The organism is Vitreoscilla massiliensis (genome assembly GCF_001457815.1).
Lineage (GTDB): Bacteria > Pseudomonadota > Gammaproteobacteria > Burkholderiales > Neisseriaceae > Vitreoscilla > Vitreoscilla massiliensis.
Genome location: NZ_LN898221.1, coordinates 653,091 through 671,705 on the forward strand (window position 1 = coordinate 653,091; position 18,615 = coordinate 671,705).

At 49.6% G+C, this 18,615-nt stretch carries 15 protein-coding genes and 6 tRNA genes; 4 read left to right on the forward strand and 17 right to left on the reverse strand.

Annotated elements, in window-relative coordinates; all coding sequences use genetic code 11:
* Window positions 1–24: 24 nt before the first annotated feature.
* Window positions 25–1,008 (forward strand): LLM class flavin-dependent oxidoreductase, encoded by a 984-nt coding sequence (locus BN3003_RS14740; RefSeq protein ID WP_058357400.1) that lies wholly within the window; start codon window positions 25–27, stop codon window positions 1,006–1,008.
* Window positions 1,009–1,500: 492 nt separating this feature from the next.
* Here BN3003_RS14740 and BN3003_RS14745 read toward each other — a convergent pair.
* From BN3003_RS14745 to BN3003_RS14830, 17 genes are all read right to left on the reverse strand, one after another.
* Window positions 1,501–1,577, reverse strand: a tRNA-Asp gene (locus BN3003_RS14745).
* 8 nt (window positions 1,578–1,585) lie between these two features.
* Window positions 1,586–1,661 (reverse strand) — tRNA-Val (locus BN3003_RS14750).
* Between the two features lie 30 nt (window positions 1,662–1,691).
* A tRNA-Asp gene (locus tag BN3003_RS14755) sits at window positions 1,692–1,768 on the reverse strand.
* A gap of 8 nt (window positions 1,769–1,776) precedes the next feature.
* Window positions 1,777–1,852 (reverse strand) — tRNA-Val (locus BN3003_RS14760).
* 32 nt (window positions 1,853–1,884) lie between these two features.
* Window positions 1,885–1,961: transfer RNA gene (locus tag BN3003_RS14765), tRNA-Asp, on the reverse strand.
* A gap of 8 nt (window positions 1,962–1,969) precedes the next feature.
* Window positions 1,970–2,045, reverse strand: a tRNA-Val gene (locus BN3003_RS14770).
* Window positions 2,046–2,186: 141 nt separating this feature from the next.
* The gene (ribA, locus tag BN3003_RS14775) at window positions 2,187–2,816 is read right to left on the reverse strand and encodes a GTP cyclohydrolase II (protein WP_058357401.1); all 630 of its coding nucleotides are present in this window, start codon (window positions 2,814–2,816) and stop codon (window positions 2,187–2,189) included.
* Window positions 2,794–3,513, reverse strand: a complete 720-nt coding sequence (locus BN3003_RS14780; protein ID WP_058357402.1) for a GAF domain-containing protein — start codon at window positions 3,511–3,513, stop codon at window positions 2,794–2,796. Before BN3003_RS14780 ends, ribA begins: the two co-directional genes overlap by 23 nt.
* Window positions 3,514–3,521: 8 nt before the next feature.
* A complete protein-coding gene (locus tag BN3003_RS14785; RefSeq protein ID WP_058357403.1) occupies window positions 3,522–4,256 on the reverse strand; it encodes a pseudouridine synthase in 735 nt (244 codons plus the stop codon).
* 72 nt (window positions 4,257–4,328) lie between these two features.
* Window positions 4,329–5,678 (reverse strand): deoxyguanosinetriphosphate triphosphohydrolase, encoded by a 1,350-nt coding sequence (locus tag BN3003_RS14790; protein WP_187119864.1) that lies wholly within the window; start codon window positions 5,676–5,678, stop codon window positions 4,329–4,331.
* Between the two features lie 331 nt (window positions 5,679–6,009).
* Window positions 6,010–7,722 carry a proline--tRNA ligase gene (locus tag BN3003_RS14795; protein WP_058357405.1) on the reverse strand — a complete coding sequence of 571 codons (1,713 nt, stop codon included), beginning with the start codon at window positions 7,720–7,722 and terminating at the stop codon, window positions 6,010–6,012.
* A gap of 402 nt (window positions 7,723–8,124) precedes the next feature.
* On the reverse strand, window positions 8,125–8,853 hold the full coding sequence (gene trmB, locus BN3003_RS14800) for a tRNA (guanosine(46)-N7)-methyltransferase TrmB (protein ID WP_058357406.1): 729 nt from the start codon (window positions 8,851–8,853) through the stop codon (window positions 8,125–8,127).
* 973 nt (window positions 8,854–9,826) lie between these two features.
* Complete coding sequence (gene ilvC, locus BN3003_RS14810) at window positions 9,827–10,843, reverse strand: ketol-acid reductoisomerase (RefSeq protein ID WP_058357408.1); 1,017 nt, start codon at window positions 10,841–10,843, stop codon at window positions 9,827–9,829.
* 70 nt (window positions 10,844–10,913) lie between these two features.
* Window positions 10,914–11,405: an acetolactate synthase small subunit gene (gene ilvN, locus BN3003_RS14815; RefSeq protein ID WP_082625688.1), complete on the reverse strand. Its 492-nt coding sequence runs from the start codon at window positions 11,403–11,405 to the stop codon at window positions 10,914–10,916.
* Window positions 11,405–13,186 carry a biosynthetic-type acetolactate synthase large subunit gene (gene ilvB / locus BN3003_RS14820; RefSeq protein ID WP_058357410.1) on the reverse strand — a complete coding sequence of 594 codons (1,782 nt, stop codon included), beginning with the start codon at window positions 13,184–13,186 and terminating at the stop codon, window positions 11,405–11,407. Before ilvB ends, ilvN begins: the two co-directional genes overlap by 1 nt.
* Window positions 13,187–13,659: 473 nt before the next feature.
* A complete protein-coding gene (locus BN3003_RS14825; protein ID WP_058357411.1) occupies window positions 13,660–14,145 on the reverse strand; it encodes a GNAT family N-acetyltransferase in 486 nt (161 codons plus the stop codon).
* 145 nt (window positions 14,146–14,290) lie between these two features.
* On the reverse strand, window positions 14,291–14,839 hold the full coding sequence (locus BN3003_RS14830; protein WP_058357412.1) for a DUF924 family protein: 549 nt from the start codon (window positions 14,837–14,839) through the stop codon (window positions 14,291–14,293).
* Window positions 14,840–14,973: 134 nt separating this feature from the next.
* Here BN3003_RS14830 and BN3003_RS14835 point away from each other — a divergent pair, with 134 nt between their 5' ends.
* The 3 genes from BN3003_RS14835 (at window position 14,974) to BN3003_RS14845 (ending at window position 18,493) form a co-directional block, all read left to right on the forward strand.
* A complete protein-coding gene (locus BN3003_RS14835) occupies window positions 14,974–15,873 on the forward strand; it encodes a pirin family protein (protein WP_058357413.1) in 900 nt (299 codons plus the stop codon).
* Window positions 15,874–16,452: 579 nt separating this feature from the next.
* Complete coding sequence (gene lhpH / locus BN3003_RS14840; RefSeq protein WP_058357414.1) at window positions 16,453–17,460, forward strand: trans-3-hydroxy-L-proline dehydratase; 1,008 nt, start codon at window positions 16,453–16,455, stop codon at window positions 17,458–17,460.
* 271 nt (window positions 17,461–17,731) lie between these two features.
* Window positions 17,732–18,493 (forward strand): M48 family metallopeptidase, encoded by a 762-nt coding sequence (locus BN3003_RS14845; RefSeq protein ID WP_058357415.1) that lies wholly within the window; start codon window positions 17,732–17,734, stop codon window positions 18,491–18,493.
* Window positions 18,494–18,615 lie beyond the last annotated feature (122 nt).

Sequence of the window (18,615 nt, forward strand, 5' to 3'; positions counted from 1 at the left end):
ACGTCATCATTTAGGGAGCGGAATATGTTGCCGGTTTCGGTTTTGGATTTAAGTCCCATCAATGTCGGTGCCTCTATCGCCGATTCTTTTGCCCACTCAGTACAATTGGCGCAAACCGCCGAACGCTTGGGCTACAAACGCATTTGGTTCGCAGAACACCACAATATGCCCGGCATCGCCTCAGCCGCCACGTCGGTGTTGCTGTGCCACATTGGCAACCATACCCAAAAAATCCGCATCGGCGCGGGCGGCATCATGTTGCCCAACCACAGCCCTTTGGCCATCGCCGAGCAATTTGGCACGCTGGCAACGCTGTTTGGCGACCGTGTTGACCTAGGCCTAGGCCGTGCCCCCGGCAGCGATCCTGCCACCATGCGTGCCATGCGCCGCCATGGCCACCAAGAAGAAGACAGCTTCCCCGATGATGTGGTCGACATCTTGCATTATTTCGATGATGCCGGCACCTCGCGTATCCAAGCCATCCCAGGCGTGGGCACGCACATACCGGTGTGGATTTTGGGCTCAAGCACTTACGGTGCACAATTGGCCGCTCACCTAGGCTTGCCCTATTCATTCGCCTCGCACTTTGCCCCACAATTGCTTGGCCAAGCGATACACCTCTACCGCAGCAATTTCAAACCCTCCAAACACCTGTCCAAACCGTATGTGACTTTGGCAGTGAATGTGGTGATGGCCGACACCATGGAAGAGGCGCAATACCACTTCACCTCTTTGCAACAATCGTTCTTAAACAACCGCCGTGGCCAACGCACCGCCGTGCCACGTCCAGTAGAAAACATGAATGAAATTTGGAATGAGGCCGAAAAAGCCATGGTGATGCAAGGTTTGTCGTGTTCGTTTGTCGGCACACCAGTGAGCGTGCAAGAGCAATTAAACGCTTTCCGCGCCAATTACCAACCAAATGAAATCATGATCACACAACGGATTTTTGACCATGCCACGCGGTTGCGCAGCTTGGAATTGTTCAAGAGTTTGAATTTCGATTAAACCATCCCGCCGCATCAGGCGGGATATTCATATGCGGCCTGTAAACCATATTAGCATCTATGCCACTCGATTCAATAGCTACAATGACGCTAATCATTAATAGCAACGAAACAGATGGTGCATACACTGGGCCATGGGCAGTAAGCCTTCTAAGTTGATATGGGTAGCACAGCCACATCTCGCTTGCAGTGTTTTCAATACAATGAACCCATCAGAGCACCATTCAAGCCATCCAATAATTGTATCTTCATGATTTACAGGCCGCTTCAATGACAGAGCAAGCAACATATCAAGCCGCAACACCCTCTCATTACAGTGATGCCAATACCGCAAACATGCACACAGACGGCTCAAAAACACCGCATGCACAGCAAAGATGAACAGTAATAAGAACGCCATTAATCAACTGGCAACACACAGATGCGGCCTGTAAACCACATCAAAGCGACAGACAATAAAAAAGACACCCTGATAGGTGTCTTTTTTACGATTTGGCGCGGCGGACGGGACTCGAACCCGCGACCCTCGGCGTGACAGGCCGATACTCTAACCAACTGAGCTACCACCGCGTTTTTCTTGGTGGGTGATGACGGAGTCGAACCGCCGACATCCTGCTTGTAAGGCAGGCGCTCTACCAACTGAGCTAATCACCCTTAAACTGCTTCAATATCACTACTAAATCTTGGCGCGGCGGACGGGACTCGAACCCGCGACCCTCGGCGTGACAGGCCGATACTCTAACCAACTGAGCTACCACCGCGTTTTTTCTGGTGGGTGATGACGGAGTCGAACCGCCGACATCCTGCTTGTAAGGCAGGCGCTCTACCAACTGAGCTAATCACCCTTAAACTGCTTCAATAATACTGCTATAAATCTTGGCGCGGCGGACGGGACTCGAACCCGCGACCCTCGGCGTGACAGGCCGATACTCTAACCAACTGAGCTACCACCGCGTTTTTCTTGGTGGGTGATGACGGAGTCGAACCGCCGACATCCTGCTTGTAAGGCAGGCGCTCTACCAACTGAGCTAATCACCCGTAATTCGTTGAGGGGCGTATTAAACCATATGCATGCTTGCCCTGCAAGCGAAAAACACAACTCTTTTGAAAGGCGCTTGAAGTCTAAAGAAAAATAGTTTTCACTTCATGCAAAAATGAATAAACCACGCCCCATTTGCCTTACAGCATGTGGCCCAATTTATCGTGTTTGGTTTGCAAATACTGCTCATTTTCTTTGTTAAGACCGACTATCAATGGTTCTCGCGCCACCACTTCGATGCCAGTTGCCTCCAAAGTGGCCACTTTTTGCGGATTGTTGGTCATTAACACGATATCGGTGACATGCAAATAATGCAGAATATTGCGCGCCAACACAAAATTGCGCGCATCCACAGGCAAGCCCAGCGCCACATTGGCCTCAACCGTGTCCATGCCTTGATCTTGCAATTGATAAGCACGAATTTTGTTGATTAAGCCTATGCCGCGACCTTCTTGACGCAAATACACGATGCAGCCACGGCCTTTGGCTTGTATCGCTTGCATGGCGGCCTGTAATTGCGGGCCGCAGTCACAGCGCTGTGAAAACAAGGCATCGCCAGTCAAACATTCAGAATGCACGCGCGTGAGCACAGGTTCGCCGTCGTCTATGTCGCCCATGGTCAAAGCCACATGGTCTTGCCCGGTGGCCACTTCTTCAAAACCGTGCATTTGAAATTCGCCCCATTCAGTTGGCAAACGACAAGTGGCAATGTGTTTGACTTCAATGTTGGCTTGGATATTGGCAGGTTTAATTTCCGGTTGGTAAATCATCGTAGTTTTCGTCCTGTTGTCCCCACCAAGAAGCAGGGAAATGATGGTATAAGGCATCGGCCAAGGTCAAACATGCGGCCACCCACCATGCTTGTGCACTGGCATCAAACGCATGTGCTTCGGGTGAACTCACATACAGCAAGCCCAATACCGCACCAGAAGGCGCGCACAAAGGCAATAGCAATTGGCTAAAGCCCAGGCGGCATTCGTCTTCGGTCAATTCTTGGATGCGCAACCAATGCTGCGCGTCTTCGACCACATATGCCCAGCCGGTTTGCGCCGCACGGTGTGCCAACAAATGGCTGTGTTGCTCGTGGTTTAAGCTCGCTGGCAAGGTAAATTGGTTGTGCCACAAGCGCTGTAATTGCACAGGTTCTGACGCTGTTGCTTCGGCATCAGGCTCGACAGCTTGGCGTTCAGCCGTCATGTACAGCGCCACTTTGGCCGGAAAACGGTGCAAAGTGGTGTCGAGTACCGCATACACGGCGCGCAAAAAGGCATTGTTTTCGGCAGATTCGCTTAAAAAAGCGGTGGCATCAAAATAATGGCCTTGTGCCTGCCACAAATTCTCAGGCAAGTCTTTGACTTCGGCCAGATTGAAGACGGCACCCAAAGTCGCGTAGGCAATTTGCACCTCTTCCAAAGACAGCTTCAAACCTTGGGTATGCAAATAATCTTGAATATAAGCTTGACTCATGCTCGCCCTTAAAACTGTTCATCAGGGCGCACAAAACGCCATTGGCCTTGCGGCAAATTGCCCAATTTCACTTGGCCGATGCGGATGCGTTTCAAACCGACCACGCGCAAGCCCACCAATTCGCACATGCGGCGGATTTGGCGTTTCTTGCCTTGGCGCAGCACAAAGCGCAATTGGTCTTCGTTTTGCCATGTGACTTTAGCAGGTTTCAAGGCTTCGCCATCCAAGCTCAAACCATGGTTGAGCAAGGCCAAGCCGTTGGCTATCAAATCACCGCGCACGCGCACCAAATACTCTTTGTCGGTTTTGCTGTGCTCACCTATCAATTGTTTGGCCACACGCCCGTCTTGCGTCAACACCAATAAGCCGGTGGAATCGATGTCCAAACGCCCTGCTGGCGCCAAACCTTTGAGCATGTGTGGTTTGAAGGTGCGGCGACTGGTGTCTTCCGCCCATTGATTGTCAGCCGTAATCAATTCTATGGCCGCCTTATAGTCTTTTTCAGGCGTGCCCGATACAAAGCCCACTGGCTTGTTTAAGACAATGGTCACGCGCTCGGCTTGTGCCTCGTGCGCTTGTTTGGCCAAATCAATGCGGTCGCTGTCGCTGACTTTCTGACCCAAAACCGCCACTTGGCCATTGACTTTGACCAAGCCTTGTTCGATGTAAGAATCTGCTTCACGGCGTGAACACAAACCCAATTGCGCCATCCGTTTGGACAAACGCTGTAATTCTGCTTCCATGTCTTGCTTTCTATCGCCTCACGGCGTTGATTAAGGTTTACAGGCCGCTTGTATCGGCTCTAGGTACTGTGTTTACATCATGCCCAAGCCCGATACCTCGCGTGCCATTTTTGCGGCTGCGTTATCGGTCATGCCGCCAACAAAGTCCAACACCTTCATATAGGCGCGGTACAAGCTGTCTGTTTCGGATATGGGGTCTTCTTTCAATAAATCCAAGACCAAAGATTGGCGCGTATTCACTTGTTTGGTGACGATGAAAGCGTAAGCCGCCGGTATCATCAAATCCAATATCTGCCCCAAACATGGAAACGCGGCGATTTCCGTCATCAATTTGCTTGGATGGCGGAAGATATATATGCGTGCCGCTTCTTTGGCCACTTCCAAGGTTTCGCGCACCTCATCGGAGCAAAATGACAGCAAGTCTTTGCCTTGGAATTCGCCATTGAGCAAATCTTGCTGGTGCAGCATAAACGTGTGCGCCACATCGTCTACGGCGCGACCAATGGCAATGCCACGCAACATCGCGCATTTTTGCCGTGGCGATTGCGCTTGCCATGTCGACTCAATAAACGTCAGCTTGGACAAGATGGCTTCTACTTGCAAATCGGAAATCAAACCGATTTCCACCGCGTCTTCCAAATCCAGCAAGGCATAACAAATGTCGTCGGCCGCCTCCATCAAATAAGACAGCGGATGGCGCACCCAGCGGTCTTGGCCGTAAGCCAACAAGCCCAACTCAGCGGCGATGCGGCGCACATACGGCAGCTCGGCTTGGTAAATATTGAATTTGTGGTTGCCAATATTCGGCTCGGAGCTGGTCCAGGGGTATTTGAGCAGGCTGCCGATGGTGGCTGCGGTCAAACGCATGCCGCCGCGATGGCGGTACATTTCCAGTGCCGCCACCATGCGCAAGCTGTGCGAATTGCCCTCATACGTCTGCACATCATTGCGCTCGGCCACACTCAAAGGCGCCAACCAATGCGCGTGTGCCGGCGCCCGCATCCATTCGCGCAGCGCCTCTTCACCAGTGTGCCCAAATGGCGGATTGCCCAAATCGTGCGCCAAACACGCCACTTGCACCACCCCGCCTATGTCTTGGGCGCTGTTGTTGGCGGGCAAAAAGCCACCGCCACGCAACATCGCTCCGACACGGTTGCCTATGCTGCGGCCGACACTGGCCACTTCCACACTGTGGGTCAAACGATTGTGGGTCAAATCGTTTTCGGCAAACGGGTGCACCTGCGTTTTGCGCCCCAAGCGCCGAAAGCCGCCGGAAAACACCACACGGTCATAATCAATGTGAAAATCGGTGCGCAAAGCGTCTATGCCCTCATCGGTAGACGGGGTCTTGGTGGGCACCACCTCATCGCCGATTTGTTTGAAACGCTGCGCACTCAATAATTGCTGCCAATTCATTGCCATAGACACACCTCGTTGAAGACTGACCATTTTACAGGACGCTTACTCTGATGACAAAGCGGCCTGTAAACCGTTGATGGCTGTTGTACGGCAAGCAGATGACCAACAGATGACAATCTGCACAGACAAGTGAACGCACAACTCCCATCAAATCATGTTGGCAGCCCTTGAAAACATCTCCGTCATACCCTCAAGCGGCCTGTAAGCCGATAAGCTAATGACCACAGGCATTGCAAACGCACAATGTACTTAAACTTACGCCACTGCACGCTACCAAGCCCATAAAAAAAGCCTTGCGCCCAAAGGCACAAGGCTGATGTTTCAAGCACTGTTATTAAGCGTTTAAAGCGGCCTGTACTTTGGCAGCCACCGCATCCACAGCCACGGCTTGTGATTCAGCATCGCGGCGGGCTTGGTATTCGACCTCACCGTTTTTCAAACCACGGTCGCCTATGACGATGCGGTGTGGAATGCCCAACAATTCTGAGTCATTCAACAACACGCCGGCACGCTCATCGCGGTCGTCCAACAACACATCCACGCCAACAGCTTTCAATTGCGCATACAAAGCATCGGCGGCTTCACGCACGGCGTCGGATTTTTTGTAATTCATCGGCACAATCACCGCTTGGAACGGCGCCATCGCAGCGGTCCAGATGATGCCACGCTCGTCGTTGTTTTGTTCAATCGCGGCGGCAACAATGCGGGTAATGCCGATACCGTAGCAACCCATTTCCATCACTTGCGCTTTGCCGTTTTGGTCCAAGAAAGTCGCGTTCATTGCTTCTGAGTATTTGGTGCGCAATTGGAACACATGGCCCACTTCAATGCCACGCACCAATTTCAACACGCCTTGGCCATCTGGGCTGGCATCGCCATCAATGACATTGCGCAAATCGACAAACTCAGGCTCAGCCGCATCGCGACCGAAGTTAAAGCCGGTGTAGTGGTAATCGTCTTCATTGGCGCCCACCACGGTATCAGACAGCAATTCCACCGCATAATCGGCATAGACCTTGCCTTTGAAACCAATAGGGCCCAAAGAACCACCATTGGCACCAAACGCGTCTTTGATGGCCGCAGGCGTGGCCATGACCAATGGTGATTTCACACCGGCCAATTTTTCGGCTTTGATGTCGTTGAATTCATGGTCACCACGCAATAACAACAATACCAATGAACCTTCTTCTTCGCCCTCAACCACGATGGATTTCACGGTTTTCTCAATAGAGATGTTCAACAAGTCCACCAAGGCTTGGATGGTTTTGGTATTGGGGGTGTGGATTTTGGTTAAGGCTTCGGCAGCGGCGGCGCGCTCGCCTTGTTGACGCAAGGTAGGCGCCAATTCGATGTTGGCGGCGTAATCAGAACCGGTGCTGTAAGCAATCACGTCTTCACCGCTTGCTGCCAACACTTGGAATTCATGCGAACCGGTGCCGCCTATGCTGCCGGTATCGGCGGCCACAGGACGGTAGTCCAAACCCAAACGGTCAAACACATTGCAATACGCTTGGTACATCACATCGTAAGTGGCTTTCAAAGAAGCAAAATCGGCGTGGAATGAGTAAGCGTCTTTCATCACAAACTCACGCGCACGCATCACGCCAAAACGTGGGCGCACTTCGTCGCGGAATTTGGTTTGAATTTGGAAAAAGTTTTTTGGCAATTGTTTGTAAGAATTGATTTCGCGGCGCACGGTGTCGGTAATCACCTCTTCATGGGTAGGGCCCACGCAGAAATCACGCTCATGACGGTCTTTCAAGCGCAACAATTCTTTGCCGTAAAATTCCCAACGACCAGACTCTTGCCACAATTCAGCAGGCTGAATGGCCGGCATCAACACTTCAATCGAACCGGCTTGGTTCATTTCATCGCGCACAATGGCCTCAACTTTGCGCACCACGCGCAAACCCATCGGCATCCAAGTGTACAAACCCGAAGCCACGCGCTTGATCAAGCCGGCACGCAACATCAATTTGTGGCTAGGCAATTCCGCCTCAGCAGGGGCTTCTTTTAAAGTTGAAATAAAATATTGACTGGCTTTCATCACATTCTTTCCGCACCCAAATCAGTGCTGTTTTAATTGCTTGTCAAGCAAATTTTTTATCTTTAATCCTTGACAAAGACCCATTCATACACAGTGCTTACTTATTGTCAGAATAAGTTCATTTATCGAATAAAACAGGCTTGACAAGACCTACAATCATATTATCTTTTTGATTTTATTTGATAATTTTTAAAAGTCTATATTTTAGGCAAAGACGCTGCCAAGCTTGATTTTACTATCATTTTGGCAGCCACCCACAACTTATCTACATACTTATCCACAGGGAATGTGGACAATTGCCAAAAGCTTGATGGGACGGTACTTAGAGCCAAGATACAGCTTAGAGGCCTTATTCCAATTTGTTAAAATTGCCCAACAGCTTCAAAAATTATTAACATCAAATTATTTCACGCGAGTGAACACCAAATCCCATACGCCGTGCCCCAAACGCAGGCCACGGGCTTCAAATTTGGTTTCAGGACGGTAGTCTGGCGTTGGCGCATAGTCTTGTGCCGTGTTTTGCAAAGCGTCTATGCCTGACAACACTTCCAACATTTGCACTGCGTATTCTTCCCAATCGGTGGCCAAATGGATGTAGCCGCCAATTTTCAGTTTTGGCAGCAATTGTTCCACGAATGGGGTTTGGATTAAGCGGCGTTTGTTATGGCGCTTCTTGTGCCAAGGATCGGGGAAAAACACATGGATGCCGGCCAAACTCGCGTCGGCCAACATGTGCGTTACCACTTCGACCGCATCGTAACGCATCACACGCAAATTGGTCAGCTCGTTTTCATCAATCAGCTTCAGCAAATTGCCCACGCCTGGCGCGTGTACATCAATGGCAACAAAGTCTTTTTCTGGCAAGACTTTGGCAATGTGTGCGGTGGCCGTGCCCATGCCAAAACCAATTTCAAAGATTTTGTCATTGTCGCGGCCAAACACCGCGTTCAAATCGATGGTTTCAGGCTGGTATTCTATGCCCCATTTGGGCAGACCCTCGGCCATCGCCGCTTTTTGCGCATCACTCATGTGACCTTGGCGCAAAACATAACTGCGGATGCCGCGTTTGTGACTGACTTCATTGTCGATATCGGAGGTTTGGTAGTGCTTGTCTGGTTCTTGTTCGCTCATGCTCAAAACTGCATTTGATTTCAAAGATTGCCATTATACAAAATAAGCGGCCTGTAAGGTTACAGGCCGCTTATTTATTTCAAGTAAACTCATCTAGCAAAGAATTCTTTTTATCCTAAACCTCATATTTTATGAAGCAACATCATTCCGTTTTCACTTACACAACCAGTTTACCCAAATTGTTGACTTTAAAATACCCACTAAAATAATCACACCATGCCGACTATTAATAAGGATAAAAGGAATAAAAAACACATTAAAACTAGAGTCTACACCTCACTTGCGAGAATGTGTCTGTATGTCCAATTTTTCATTCTTGTATATACTCAACTGCAAGGCATTCTGTCTGCAGAATTGGAATTCAATGATAAATTTTAACACAACGATGTGATTTAATTTTTCCGTCCAAAATACTTTGAAAAGGCCACAGCTATGCTCATACGTTTAAGTGATATTGTTATTAATATAATTTTACCTGTTGTTCTTTTTGTGGTCATTGCCATTATATCAAAGAAAGTTTATCCCAAAGCCCTCAAAATATCAGTCCAACTTTACATTGCACTTTGGGTCATCCTGCTCATAATTTTAACTTTATACATGGTTATCACAGGGATTAGTGATAATTTTGACAAATTTGCTAGTTGGATGATAGTGTTAACAATGATAGTACTGCTACCTTTTTTTGAAATAGTGATGTTGCCTATACTAATGTTCATACATAAAAAAGATACCAGAACATTTAGCTTACTCTTATTAGTATTGTTTCTTGCATTTTTGTTTTATAAGAATTCTTAATCCAAAGTTTAACTATCATTTATCATACTTAAACCTCGATTCATTTTTCAATTTTCATGTCAAATACTATACATGGGCTCAATCTACTTACAAAATAGCGCGCCCAAAATGCACATGTTAAAAAGCGGCCTGTAAACATTTACAGGCCGCTTTTTTATCTAATCATCGATAACCGATATTAGTTTTTCTCTTGGTCTACCAATTTGTTTTTGGCAATCCAAGGCATCATGTCACGCAATTGTTTGCCGACGATTTCGATAGGATGTTCTGCATTCATGCGACGACGGGCAGTCATTGATGGGTAGTTCAACTGACCTTCGTTGATGAACATCTTCGCGTATTCGCCAGATTGGATGCGGTACAAGGCTTTTTTCATCGCCGCTTTGGTTTCAGAAGTCACCACTTCTGGGCCAGTCACGTATTCGCCGTACTCAGCATTGTTAGAGATTGAGTAGTTCATGTTGGCGATACCGCCTTCGTACATCAAGTCCACAATCAATTTCAATTCGTGCAAGCACTCGAAGTAAGCCATTTCTGGCGCGTAGCCGCCTTCAACCAAAGTCTCGAAGCCTGCTTTAACCAATTCAACCGCGCCACCGCACAATACGGCTTGTTCGCCGAACAAGTCGGTTTCGGTTTCTTCTTTGAAGTTGGTTTCAATCACGCCACCTTTGGTGCCGCCATTGGCTGCTGCGTAAGACAAAGCGATGTCACGAGCGCGACCGGTGTTGTCTTGGTAAACGGCGATCAAAGATGGTACACCGCCACCTTTCAAGTATTCACTGCGCACAGTGTGGCCTGGGCCTTTAGGCGCAACCATGATCACGTCCACGTTTTTAGGTGGCACGATTTGGTTGTAGTGAATGTTAAAACCGTGAGCGAAAGCCAATGCTGCGCCTTCTTTCAAGTTAGGAGCGATAGCATCGCGGTAAACAGCGGGTTGGCTTTCGTCTGGCAACAAAATCATCACCACGTCGGCTGAAGCAGTTGCTTGTGCCACTTCTTGTACATTGTGACCTGCGTTCTCGGCTTTTTTCCAAGAAGCGCCGTCTTTGCGCAAGCCCACTACCACGTTCACACCTGAATCTTTCAAGTTTTGAGCGTGTGCATGACCTTGTGAACCATAACCAATAATGGCAACGGTTTTACCCTTGATCAAAGATAAATCCGCGTCTTTATCGTAATAAACTTTCATTGTGTTTCCTTTATTTCCAAACAGGTGTTATATAAGGCGGCCTGTAAACGACTGCCTTGTGTGTCATCAATTAAATTCGCAACATTCTTTCACCGCGACCGATGCCAGCAGCGCCGGTACGTACGGTTTCCAAAATCAGGCTTTTCGTCAAGGCTTGCAAGAACGAATCGAGCTTCTCAGTCGTACCGGTCACTTCGATGGTGTAAGTGCGTTCACTCACATCAATCACACGGCCACGGTAGATTTCGGCCAAACGCAAGAACTCATCACGGTCTTTGCCGACGGCGCGCACTTTCACCAACATCAGTTCGCGCTCCACAAAGTGTGAGTCATTCAAATCAATCACTTTCACCACTTCAATCAATTTGTTCAATTGCTTGGTGATTTGCTCAATGATTTCCTCATCGCCACGCGTTGAAATGGTCATGCGCGACAAGGTTGGGTCTTCGGTCATTGCCACTGACAAAGAATCAATGTTGTAACCACGGGCAGAAAACAAGCCAATCACACGGGACATCGCGCCAGATTCATTTTCCATTAAAATCGATAAAATGTGTCTCATTATGGCACGCTCCGAGTATCGTAATCGCGGTCGTTAACGTCGTTAACGTCTGAGTCTGCAATGGTTTCACGCATGTGCGGTGGCAGAACCATTTCGTTCAAGCCTTTACCATTGCCCACCATAGGGAACACGTTTTGTTTTCTATCGGTAATGAAGTCCATAAACACCATGCGGTCTTTCATGGCCAAGGCTTCACGCAAAGCCCCTTCCACATCGCTTGGTTTTTCAATGCGCATGCCGACATGTCCATAGGCCTCGGCCAATTTCACAAAGTCTGGCAATGAATCCATGTAAGACTCAGAATAGCGGTCGTGGTAATAAAACTCTTGCCATTGGCGTACCATGCCCAAATAACCGTTGTTCAGGTTAATCACTTTCACTGGAATGCGGTATTGGTAACACGTCGACAATTCCTGAATGTTCATTTGTATCGAGCCTTCGCCGGTGATACAGCAAACATCTTGCTCAGGATTGGCCAATTTCGCGCCCATTGCATACGGCAAGCCCACACCCATGGTGCCCAAACCACCGGAATTCAACCATTGGCGTGTGCGTGTAAACGGATAGTGTTGCGCCGCGTACATTTGGTGTTGGCCCACGTCAGAAGTGATGATGGCTTGGTTGCCGGTCACTTTGGCCAAGGTTTGCACCACGTATTGCGGCAAAATCACATCGTCGCCTTGGTCGAAATACATGCAATCGCGTGCACGCCAAGCTTCGATGGTTTTCCACCATTTGTCTAACGCACCTGGATTAAGCATCAATTCTTGCTCTTTCCACAGCGCAATCATCTCTTGCAACACCAGTTTCACATCACCCACGATGGGCACGTTCACCTTCACACGTTTGGCAATACTGGATGGGTCGACATCAATGTGAATGACTTTTTTCGGCGTGGCCAAGAATTTGCTTGGTACTGAAATCACGCGGTCGTCGAAACGTGCGCCCACAGCCACCACCACGTCGGCTTCTTGCATGGCCAAATTGGCCTCGTAATAACCGTGCATGCCGAGCATACCAATGAATTGGCGGTCGGTAGAATCGTAAGCACCCAAGCCCATCAAGGTACCGGTAGTCGGTGCGCCCAACAATTTCACCAATTCGGTCAATTCACCGGCAGCATTGCCCAATACCACGCCACCACCGAAATAAATCAATGGGCGTTTGGCACCTGCCAACACTTGTAAGGCTTTTTTGATTTGACCGGTATGGCCTTTGGTTGCAGGCTGATACGAACGAATAAACACTTCTTCAGGATAGCTGAATTTCGCCATCGCTTGGGTAATGTCTTTCGGAATATCAATCACCACAGGACCTGGACGACCAGACTCGGCGATGTAGAAGGCTTTTTTGATGGTTTCGGCCAAATCGGCAATGTCGGTCACCAAGAAATTGTGTTTCACGCATGGACGGCTCACGCCCACCATGTCCACTTCTTGGAATGCATCCGAACCGATGGCAGGTGTGCCCACTTGACCTGAAATCACCACCAAAGGGATGGAATCGGTGTAAGCAGTGGCAATACCGGTAATGGCATTGGTGGCACCCGGACCCGAAGTTACCAGCGCCACGCCGGCTTTGCCTGTGCCACGCGAACGGGCAAACGCATCAGCAGCATGAATCGCAGCTTGTTCGTGTCTTACCAAAACATGTCGAAATTGTTCTTGCTGATAGATGGCATCATAAATCTCAAGTACTGCACCACCTGGATAACCAAAAACGTATTCAACGCCTTCGGCTATGAGAGATTGCACAATGATTTGTGCACCTGATAATTGCATAAACACCTCTTTGTATCACGGGGGCTTCAAAAGGCATAAACGATTTCACACAAGGCCCGCTAGCAAGAGCCACCGAATGTTGACGACGATTTAGGTACGTGCCAGCATTCTAGTCATGACAATCCATTTACACAGTCATTTAAAACAGCCGTTATGGGTTTGAACAAGAAAACTTGTGTCCAAGATACTGCAATGCAGCATTATTGGCAAGCCATTAAGCTGACACTTTTTAACAGAAAGTTACAAAGAGATAGTAAATGCCAATGTTAAAATAGTTTTAAGCATTTAATGCGATTGTTTTAGTCGATATTGGCATTTATTTTATAGGCACAATTCAAATTTATTTGGGCTTAAATCTTGATTCACAAGGATAAAATAGACAGATTGTCTAATCATTAAGATATTTACTCAAGAGGCGGCCTGTAAATCCGGATAATGCCTGCTTACAGGCCACATTCATCCTGTATCCTGCTTCACACAGCAGGTAATGAGCATTGATAAATGCGCGATGTCTCACCCCAAGGATGCCAACCGTCTGCCACATAAGCAAAGCCATAGCGCTCATACAAACCCACGTTGTCGGTACACAAATACAAGCTGTCAAAGCCTGCGCTCGCAGCATCGTGTTGACAACGCTCTATCAATAAACGCGCATAACCACGACCGCGTTCAGACTCTGTCACATGCAAAGCACACAGCCACGGATACAAATCCATGCGGCTGATGAAATCATTGCTGATTAAACCGGCACAAGCGATGATTTGCCCATCCAATAGCAATAGATACCATTGCGGCAAGGCCAGTGGCGCGTTCACGCTGTGCGCTATCGCATCTGCATACATGGCAGGCAAAACTTCTGGCCAGCTGTGTTGAAAATACGCAATCGCCGCGGTGGCATATTCGGGTTGTTCACGCACAGACACCAGCACAGGGCTGGCATTATCATTGGCAGTGGGCATAGTGTTTCTCTGATTTAAAATGATGAAGGTAGGTCAACAGTCTGCTTCCATCTGAGTCTTACAGGCCGCTGCTTAACACTGTTTGAACCTACTTCTAAACCATACAGTACAGATAGGCACCTGCATACAAGCGGCCTGTAAACCCTTAAAACGATGAATTCGGTTGCTGTAAGAACGCTTGCTCAGCCGCCGTAGAAACACGCCCCAACACGGCATTGCGATGCGGGAAGCGGCCAAATTCGGCCACGATATTGCGGTGGCGCACGGCAAAGTCATAAGTATTGGCATCGCAATAGCGCTGAAACAGCGGCAAAGACGCGTCTTGTATGGCCAAAGATTCCGAGTGCATCATCGGCAATAAGGCAAATTGGTGTTCAGTTTGGCTTAAAGCTGCAAAGCCGACTTGCGCTTGCAATTCTTGGCTGAGCACCAACGCCATGCCGTCTTGCGCAAACGAGCGCGCATCGCCGCGCCACAGATTGCGGCTGAATTGGTCTAACACGATGATTTCCGCCAAACGGCCACTCAAACGCGCACGCCAAGCCGACAATTCACCGCCAGCAGCGGCTTGCCATGTGGCGAAAAACTCACGGCGGATGCTGTTGTCTATGGCCTCGTCTTTGGCAAAGCGTTGCTCGGGACTTAAGCGTTCAAACCAAAAATTCAACACCTGCTCGGGATGGCAAACTGACATGGCAACTCCTTTCTGCATGTAAAAGACATATTCATCACAAAAACAAAGCATTTATTCCAAGCGCGCAGCATAGCACAAGACCAGTGCCCACAGGCTGTGCTAATCTTGTTGGCATCTGTATAAGGAGTGTTGTCATGGCCCAACTGGAAATCACCGTATTAAACAGCAGCGAATTGAGCCCCGGCTTTCAAATCCAACGCGCCCTGCCGCAACGCGGCTTGCGCCGTGTTGGTGCGTGGGCGTTTTTAGACCACATCGGCCCAGTCGAATTGAGTCCGACTTTGGGCATGCACGTGCATTCGCACCCGCACATCGGCTTGTCGACCTTTACTTGGATGATCAGTGGCCAAATCCAACACCACGACAGCTTGGGTCACAATCTGGCCATCAAACCCGGCCAAGTGAACTTGATGACGGCCGGCAATGGCATTGCCCATACCGAGGTCAGCATAGGCGAATCCGGCTGTTTGCATGCCGCCCAATTGTGGATAGCCTTGCCCGAACACGCCAAAGACATGCCGGCCGAATTCACCAATTATCCAGAATTGCCGCGCATCGCCAATGAGCATTTGACCGAAACGGTGTTAATCGGCCAGTGGCAAGACTGCATTTCGCCAGTGACAGCACATACGCCCATCGTCGGTGTGGACTTGGAAGCGCACGGCGATTACGCGCAAAGCTTTGAACTCAATCCCGAGTTTGAATACGGTTTCTTACCGATGATAGGCGATTTGAGCGTCAACGGCAGCTTGGTGAAAACCGGCGAATTTGCCTATTTGCCACAAGGCGAAGGCAGCGTGCACTTAGAGGCCAGCGCTGGCAGTCGCGCCTTATTGATCGGCGGCGAGCCTTTGGATGAGGAATTGATTTTGTGGTGGAATTTGATTGCACGCACACAGGCTGAAATCGAACAAGCCCGCAACGATTGGGAAGCGCAAAGCGAGCGCTATGGCGAATTGACCCAATTGGGCGACGGCTGGCTGCACGCACCTGAGATTGCAAACAAACTGATTGCCAGTAAAGGGCACCGTTAAGCCTTATTGGCTGGATATGGACTGGATGGATATGGGTATCACTGCCACCATCCATCACAGCTGATACACATCCATTCGGTGACAGCTGCCAATCCTTAATAAGCGGCCTGTAAATGTTTACAGGCCGCTTATTTGTGCTCTAAGACTCTGTGCTGATTGAAAACCCTTACAACTCGCTGACACCACCTAAACACAAGTCGTTAGAAGCACCTCTTATAGTATTGCCACAATAACCGCCTCAGCGCGCCAAACAGCTTTGTTCTGTGTCCTTCTCTTCGCCAACCCAATCTCAGTGGTTTTCATACTGTCGCCATCCACCACTATTATCGCCATAACAGGGCAAAAGCATTGCCAATCATCACAGCAATAACAGCACCGCGCTCACCTAAACCGCTTCATCACTGTGGATTTCATGTCCTCAGCAAACACAGCACTGTTTCGAGCCCAAACACAGAGAATTGTATAACTGGCTTGAAGCTGTTAGGCTGAGCTAACAATAAGGTGCGGCCTGAAGGTTTACAGGCCGCCTGTCTGGCAACACATGCTACAAATCAGAACCTATTTATAGAGAGAGCAAACATGCAGTTCGGCAAAAAAATCGACACCGTAGAAGTTCATACTGGCGGCGAAGCGTTTCGCATCGTCACCTCTGGCCTGCCCAAATTCCCTGGCGACACCATCGTGGCGCGCCGACAATGGATTAAAGAGCACATCGACCACATCCGCACCGCCTTGATTTTTGAGCCGCGCGGCCATGCCGACATGTATGCAGGCTATTTGACCGAAGCGGTATCGCCCAGCGCCGATTTCGGCGTGATTTTTGTGCACAACGAAGGCTATAGCGACCACTGCGGTCACGGCGTCATCGCCTTGTCGACCGCGGCGGTGGAATTGGGCTGGGTCACCCCTACCCAGCCGGAAACCCGCGTCGGCATTGATGCGCCATGCGGTTTTATCGAGGCTTTTGTACAGTGGGATGGCGAACGCGCTGGCCAAGTGCGCTTTGTCAACGTGCCGTCGTTTATCTACCAACGCGATGTCAGTGTCGACACACCGACCTTCGGTAAGGTCACCGGCGACATCGCTTTTGGTGGCGCGTTTTACTTTTATACCGACGGCCGCGCCCACGGTTTGGACATCAACGAGGCCAATGTGGCGCGCTTGATTCAGTTTGGCGACGAGGTCAAACAAGCGGCCAATCAAGCCTATCCGGTGGTACACCCGCACATTCCTGAACTCAATCACATTTATGGCACCATCGTCGATGGCGCGCCGCGCCATGCCGATTCCAGTCAGGCCAATTGCTGCATCTTCGCCGACCGCCAAGTCGACCGTTCACCGACAGGCTCAGGCACGGCAGGTCGGGTGGCGCAATTGTATTTGCGCGGCTTATTGGGCAAAGACGAGGTCTTGGTCAATGAATCCATTGTTGGCTCGGTGTTCCAAGGCAAGGTCTTATCCGAAACCCAAGTGGCCGACTTTGCCGCGGTCATCCCCGAAGTCACGGGTGATGCGCATGTGTACGGTTTTGCCAGTTGGTTGATGAATGAGCGCGACCCATTGGATGCGGGCTTCTTGGTGCGTTAAGCGCTGCAACACCTGTACCACTGATGCAAATGCGGCCTGTAAGCTTTTACAGGCCGCATTTTATTTACCAGCTCATGTAACACAAGGCATATAGTATCTCTAGCAGCGCGTGGCTTGATTGCTGACAATCTTTACCTCAGGCCGCCATGCAAATAGAATAAGGGCACGTGAATTGCATGCGAAACGGTGTTGTGTGGCTGTGCGCTTGTAAACCAAGCGCGCCAGCCGCTACCGAATGACAGACCAGACTCTCAGACAAAAAGGAATGATGATGAATGTAAAATTGACCGCTGCGTTGCTGTGTTCAAGCGTGTTTTTGGGCGCGTGTGCCAACAATATGACCACAGGCGATATGTTGAGCTTGGGTGCTTCGGGCATGCAAGCCTTGACCTTAAGCGACAGCCAATTGCGCGACACCGCCAATTTGTCGTGTGCGCAAATGGACAAGGCCAACAGCGTTGCCGCCGCTGGCAGCAAATACAACCAACGCCTGAACAACATCAAAAAAGGCTTGCCCACCAGCATAGACGGCGTGGCCTTGAATTACAAAGTCTACCAAACACGTGACATCAATGCTTGGGCCATGCCCAATGGCTGCATCCGCGTCTACTCTGGCTTGATGGACATGATGACAGACGACGAAGTGCGCGGCGTGTTGGGCCATGAAATCGGCCACGTGCAATTGGGCCACAGCAAAAACCGCTTCCGTGTTGCCGCCTTGGCCTCATTGGGTCGCGAAGTGTTGGCCAAGAGTGGCAACAGCACCATCGCCAATTTGAATGCGTCGGAATTGGGTGATTTGTCGGAAAAATTCTTGAATGCACAGTTCTCGCAAAAACAAGAATCCGATGCCGATGATTATTCATACAATTTATTGGTCAGCAAAGGCTTGAGCCCAAAACCACTGGCAACCAGTTTTGAAAAACTGTCGAAAATGTCGGGCGGCAAAGGCTCGGTGTTTGACAGCCACCCCGGCTCAGACAAACGTGCCCAACGCATATACGAACGCATGGCCAAAGACGGTAAGAAATAAGCCGTATTATTGCTGGTAAGGTGACTGTGCGGCCTGTAAACGTTTTATAGGCCGCATTTGAGCACAAACAGCATTGAGTCAGTGCGCATTTTCTCATACCATGCACAAGTCAATGCAAATGG

What these genes read in the sequence shown, in the direction of transcription:
- BN3003_RS14740 (WP_058357400.1), top strand. Translation starts at nt 25, where the DNA reads ATGTTGCCGGTTTCGGTTTTGGATTTAAGTCCCATCAATGTCGGTGCC.
- ribA (WP_058357401.1), bottom strand. Translation starts at nt 2,816, where the DNA reads ATGATTTACCAACCGGAAATTAAACCTGCCAATATCCAAGCCAACATT.
- BN3003_RS14780 (WP_058357402.1), bottom strand. Translation starts at nt 3,513, where the DNA reads ATGAGTCAAGCTTATATTCAAGATTATTTGCATACCCAAGGTTTGAAG.
- BN3003_RS14785 (WP_058357403.1), bottom strand. Translation starts at nt 4,256, where the DNA reads ATGGAAGCAGAATTACAGCGTTTGTCCAAACGGATGGCGCAATTGGGT.
- BN3003_RS14790 (WP_187119864.1), bottom strand. Translation starts at nt 5,678, where the DNA reads ATGGCAATGAATTGGCAGCAATTATTGAGTGCGCAGCGTTTCAAACAA.
- BN3003_RS14795 (WP_058357405.1), bottom strand. Translation starts at nt 7,722, where the DNA reads ATGAAAGCCAGTCAATATTTTATTTCAACTTTAAAAGAAGCCCCTGCT.
- trmB (WP_058357406.1), bottom strand. Translation starts at nt 8,853, where the DNA reads ATGAGCGAACAAGAACCAGACAAGCACTACCAAACCTCCGATATCGAC.
- ilvC (WP_058357408.1), bottom strand. Translation starts at nt 10,843, where the DNA reads ATGAAAGTTTATTACGATAAAGACGCGGATTTATCTTTGATCAAGGGT.
- ilvN (WP_082625688.1), bottom strand. Translation starts at nt 11,405, where the DNA reads ATGAGACACATTTTATCGATTTTAATGGAAAATGAATCTGGCGCGATG.
- ilvB (WP_058357410.1), bottom strand. Translation starts at nt 13,186, where the DNA reads ATGCAATTATCAGGTGCACAAATCATTGTGCAATCTCTCATAGCCGAA.
- BN3003_RS14825 (WP_058357411.1), bottom strand. Translation starts at nt 14,145, where the DNA reads ATGCCCACTGCCAATGATAATGCCAGCCCTGTGCTGGTGTCTGTGCGT.
- BN3003_RS14830 (WP_058357412.1), bottom strand. Translation starts at nt 14,839, where the DNA reads ATGTCAGTTTGCCATCCCGAGCAGGTGTTGAATTTTTGGTTTGAACGC.
- BN3003_RS14835 (WP_058357413.1), top strand. Translation starts at nt 14,974, where the DNA reads ATGGCCCAACTGGAAATCACCGTATTAAACAGCAGCGAATTGAGCCCC.
- lhpH (WP_058357414.1), top strand. Translation starts at nt 16,453, where the DNA reads ATGCAGTTCGGCAAAAAAATCGACACCGTAGAAGTTCATACTGGCGGC.
- BN3003_RS14845 (WP_058357415.1), top strand. Translation starts at nt 17,732, where the DNA reads ATGAATGTAAAATTGACCGCTGCGTTGCTGTGTTCAAGCGTGTTTTTG.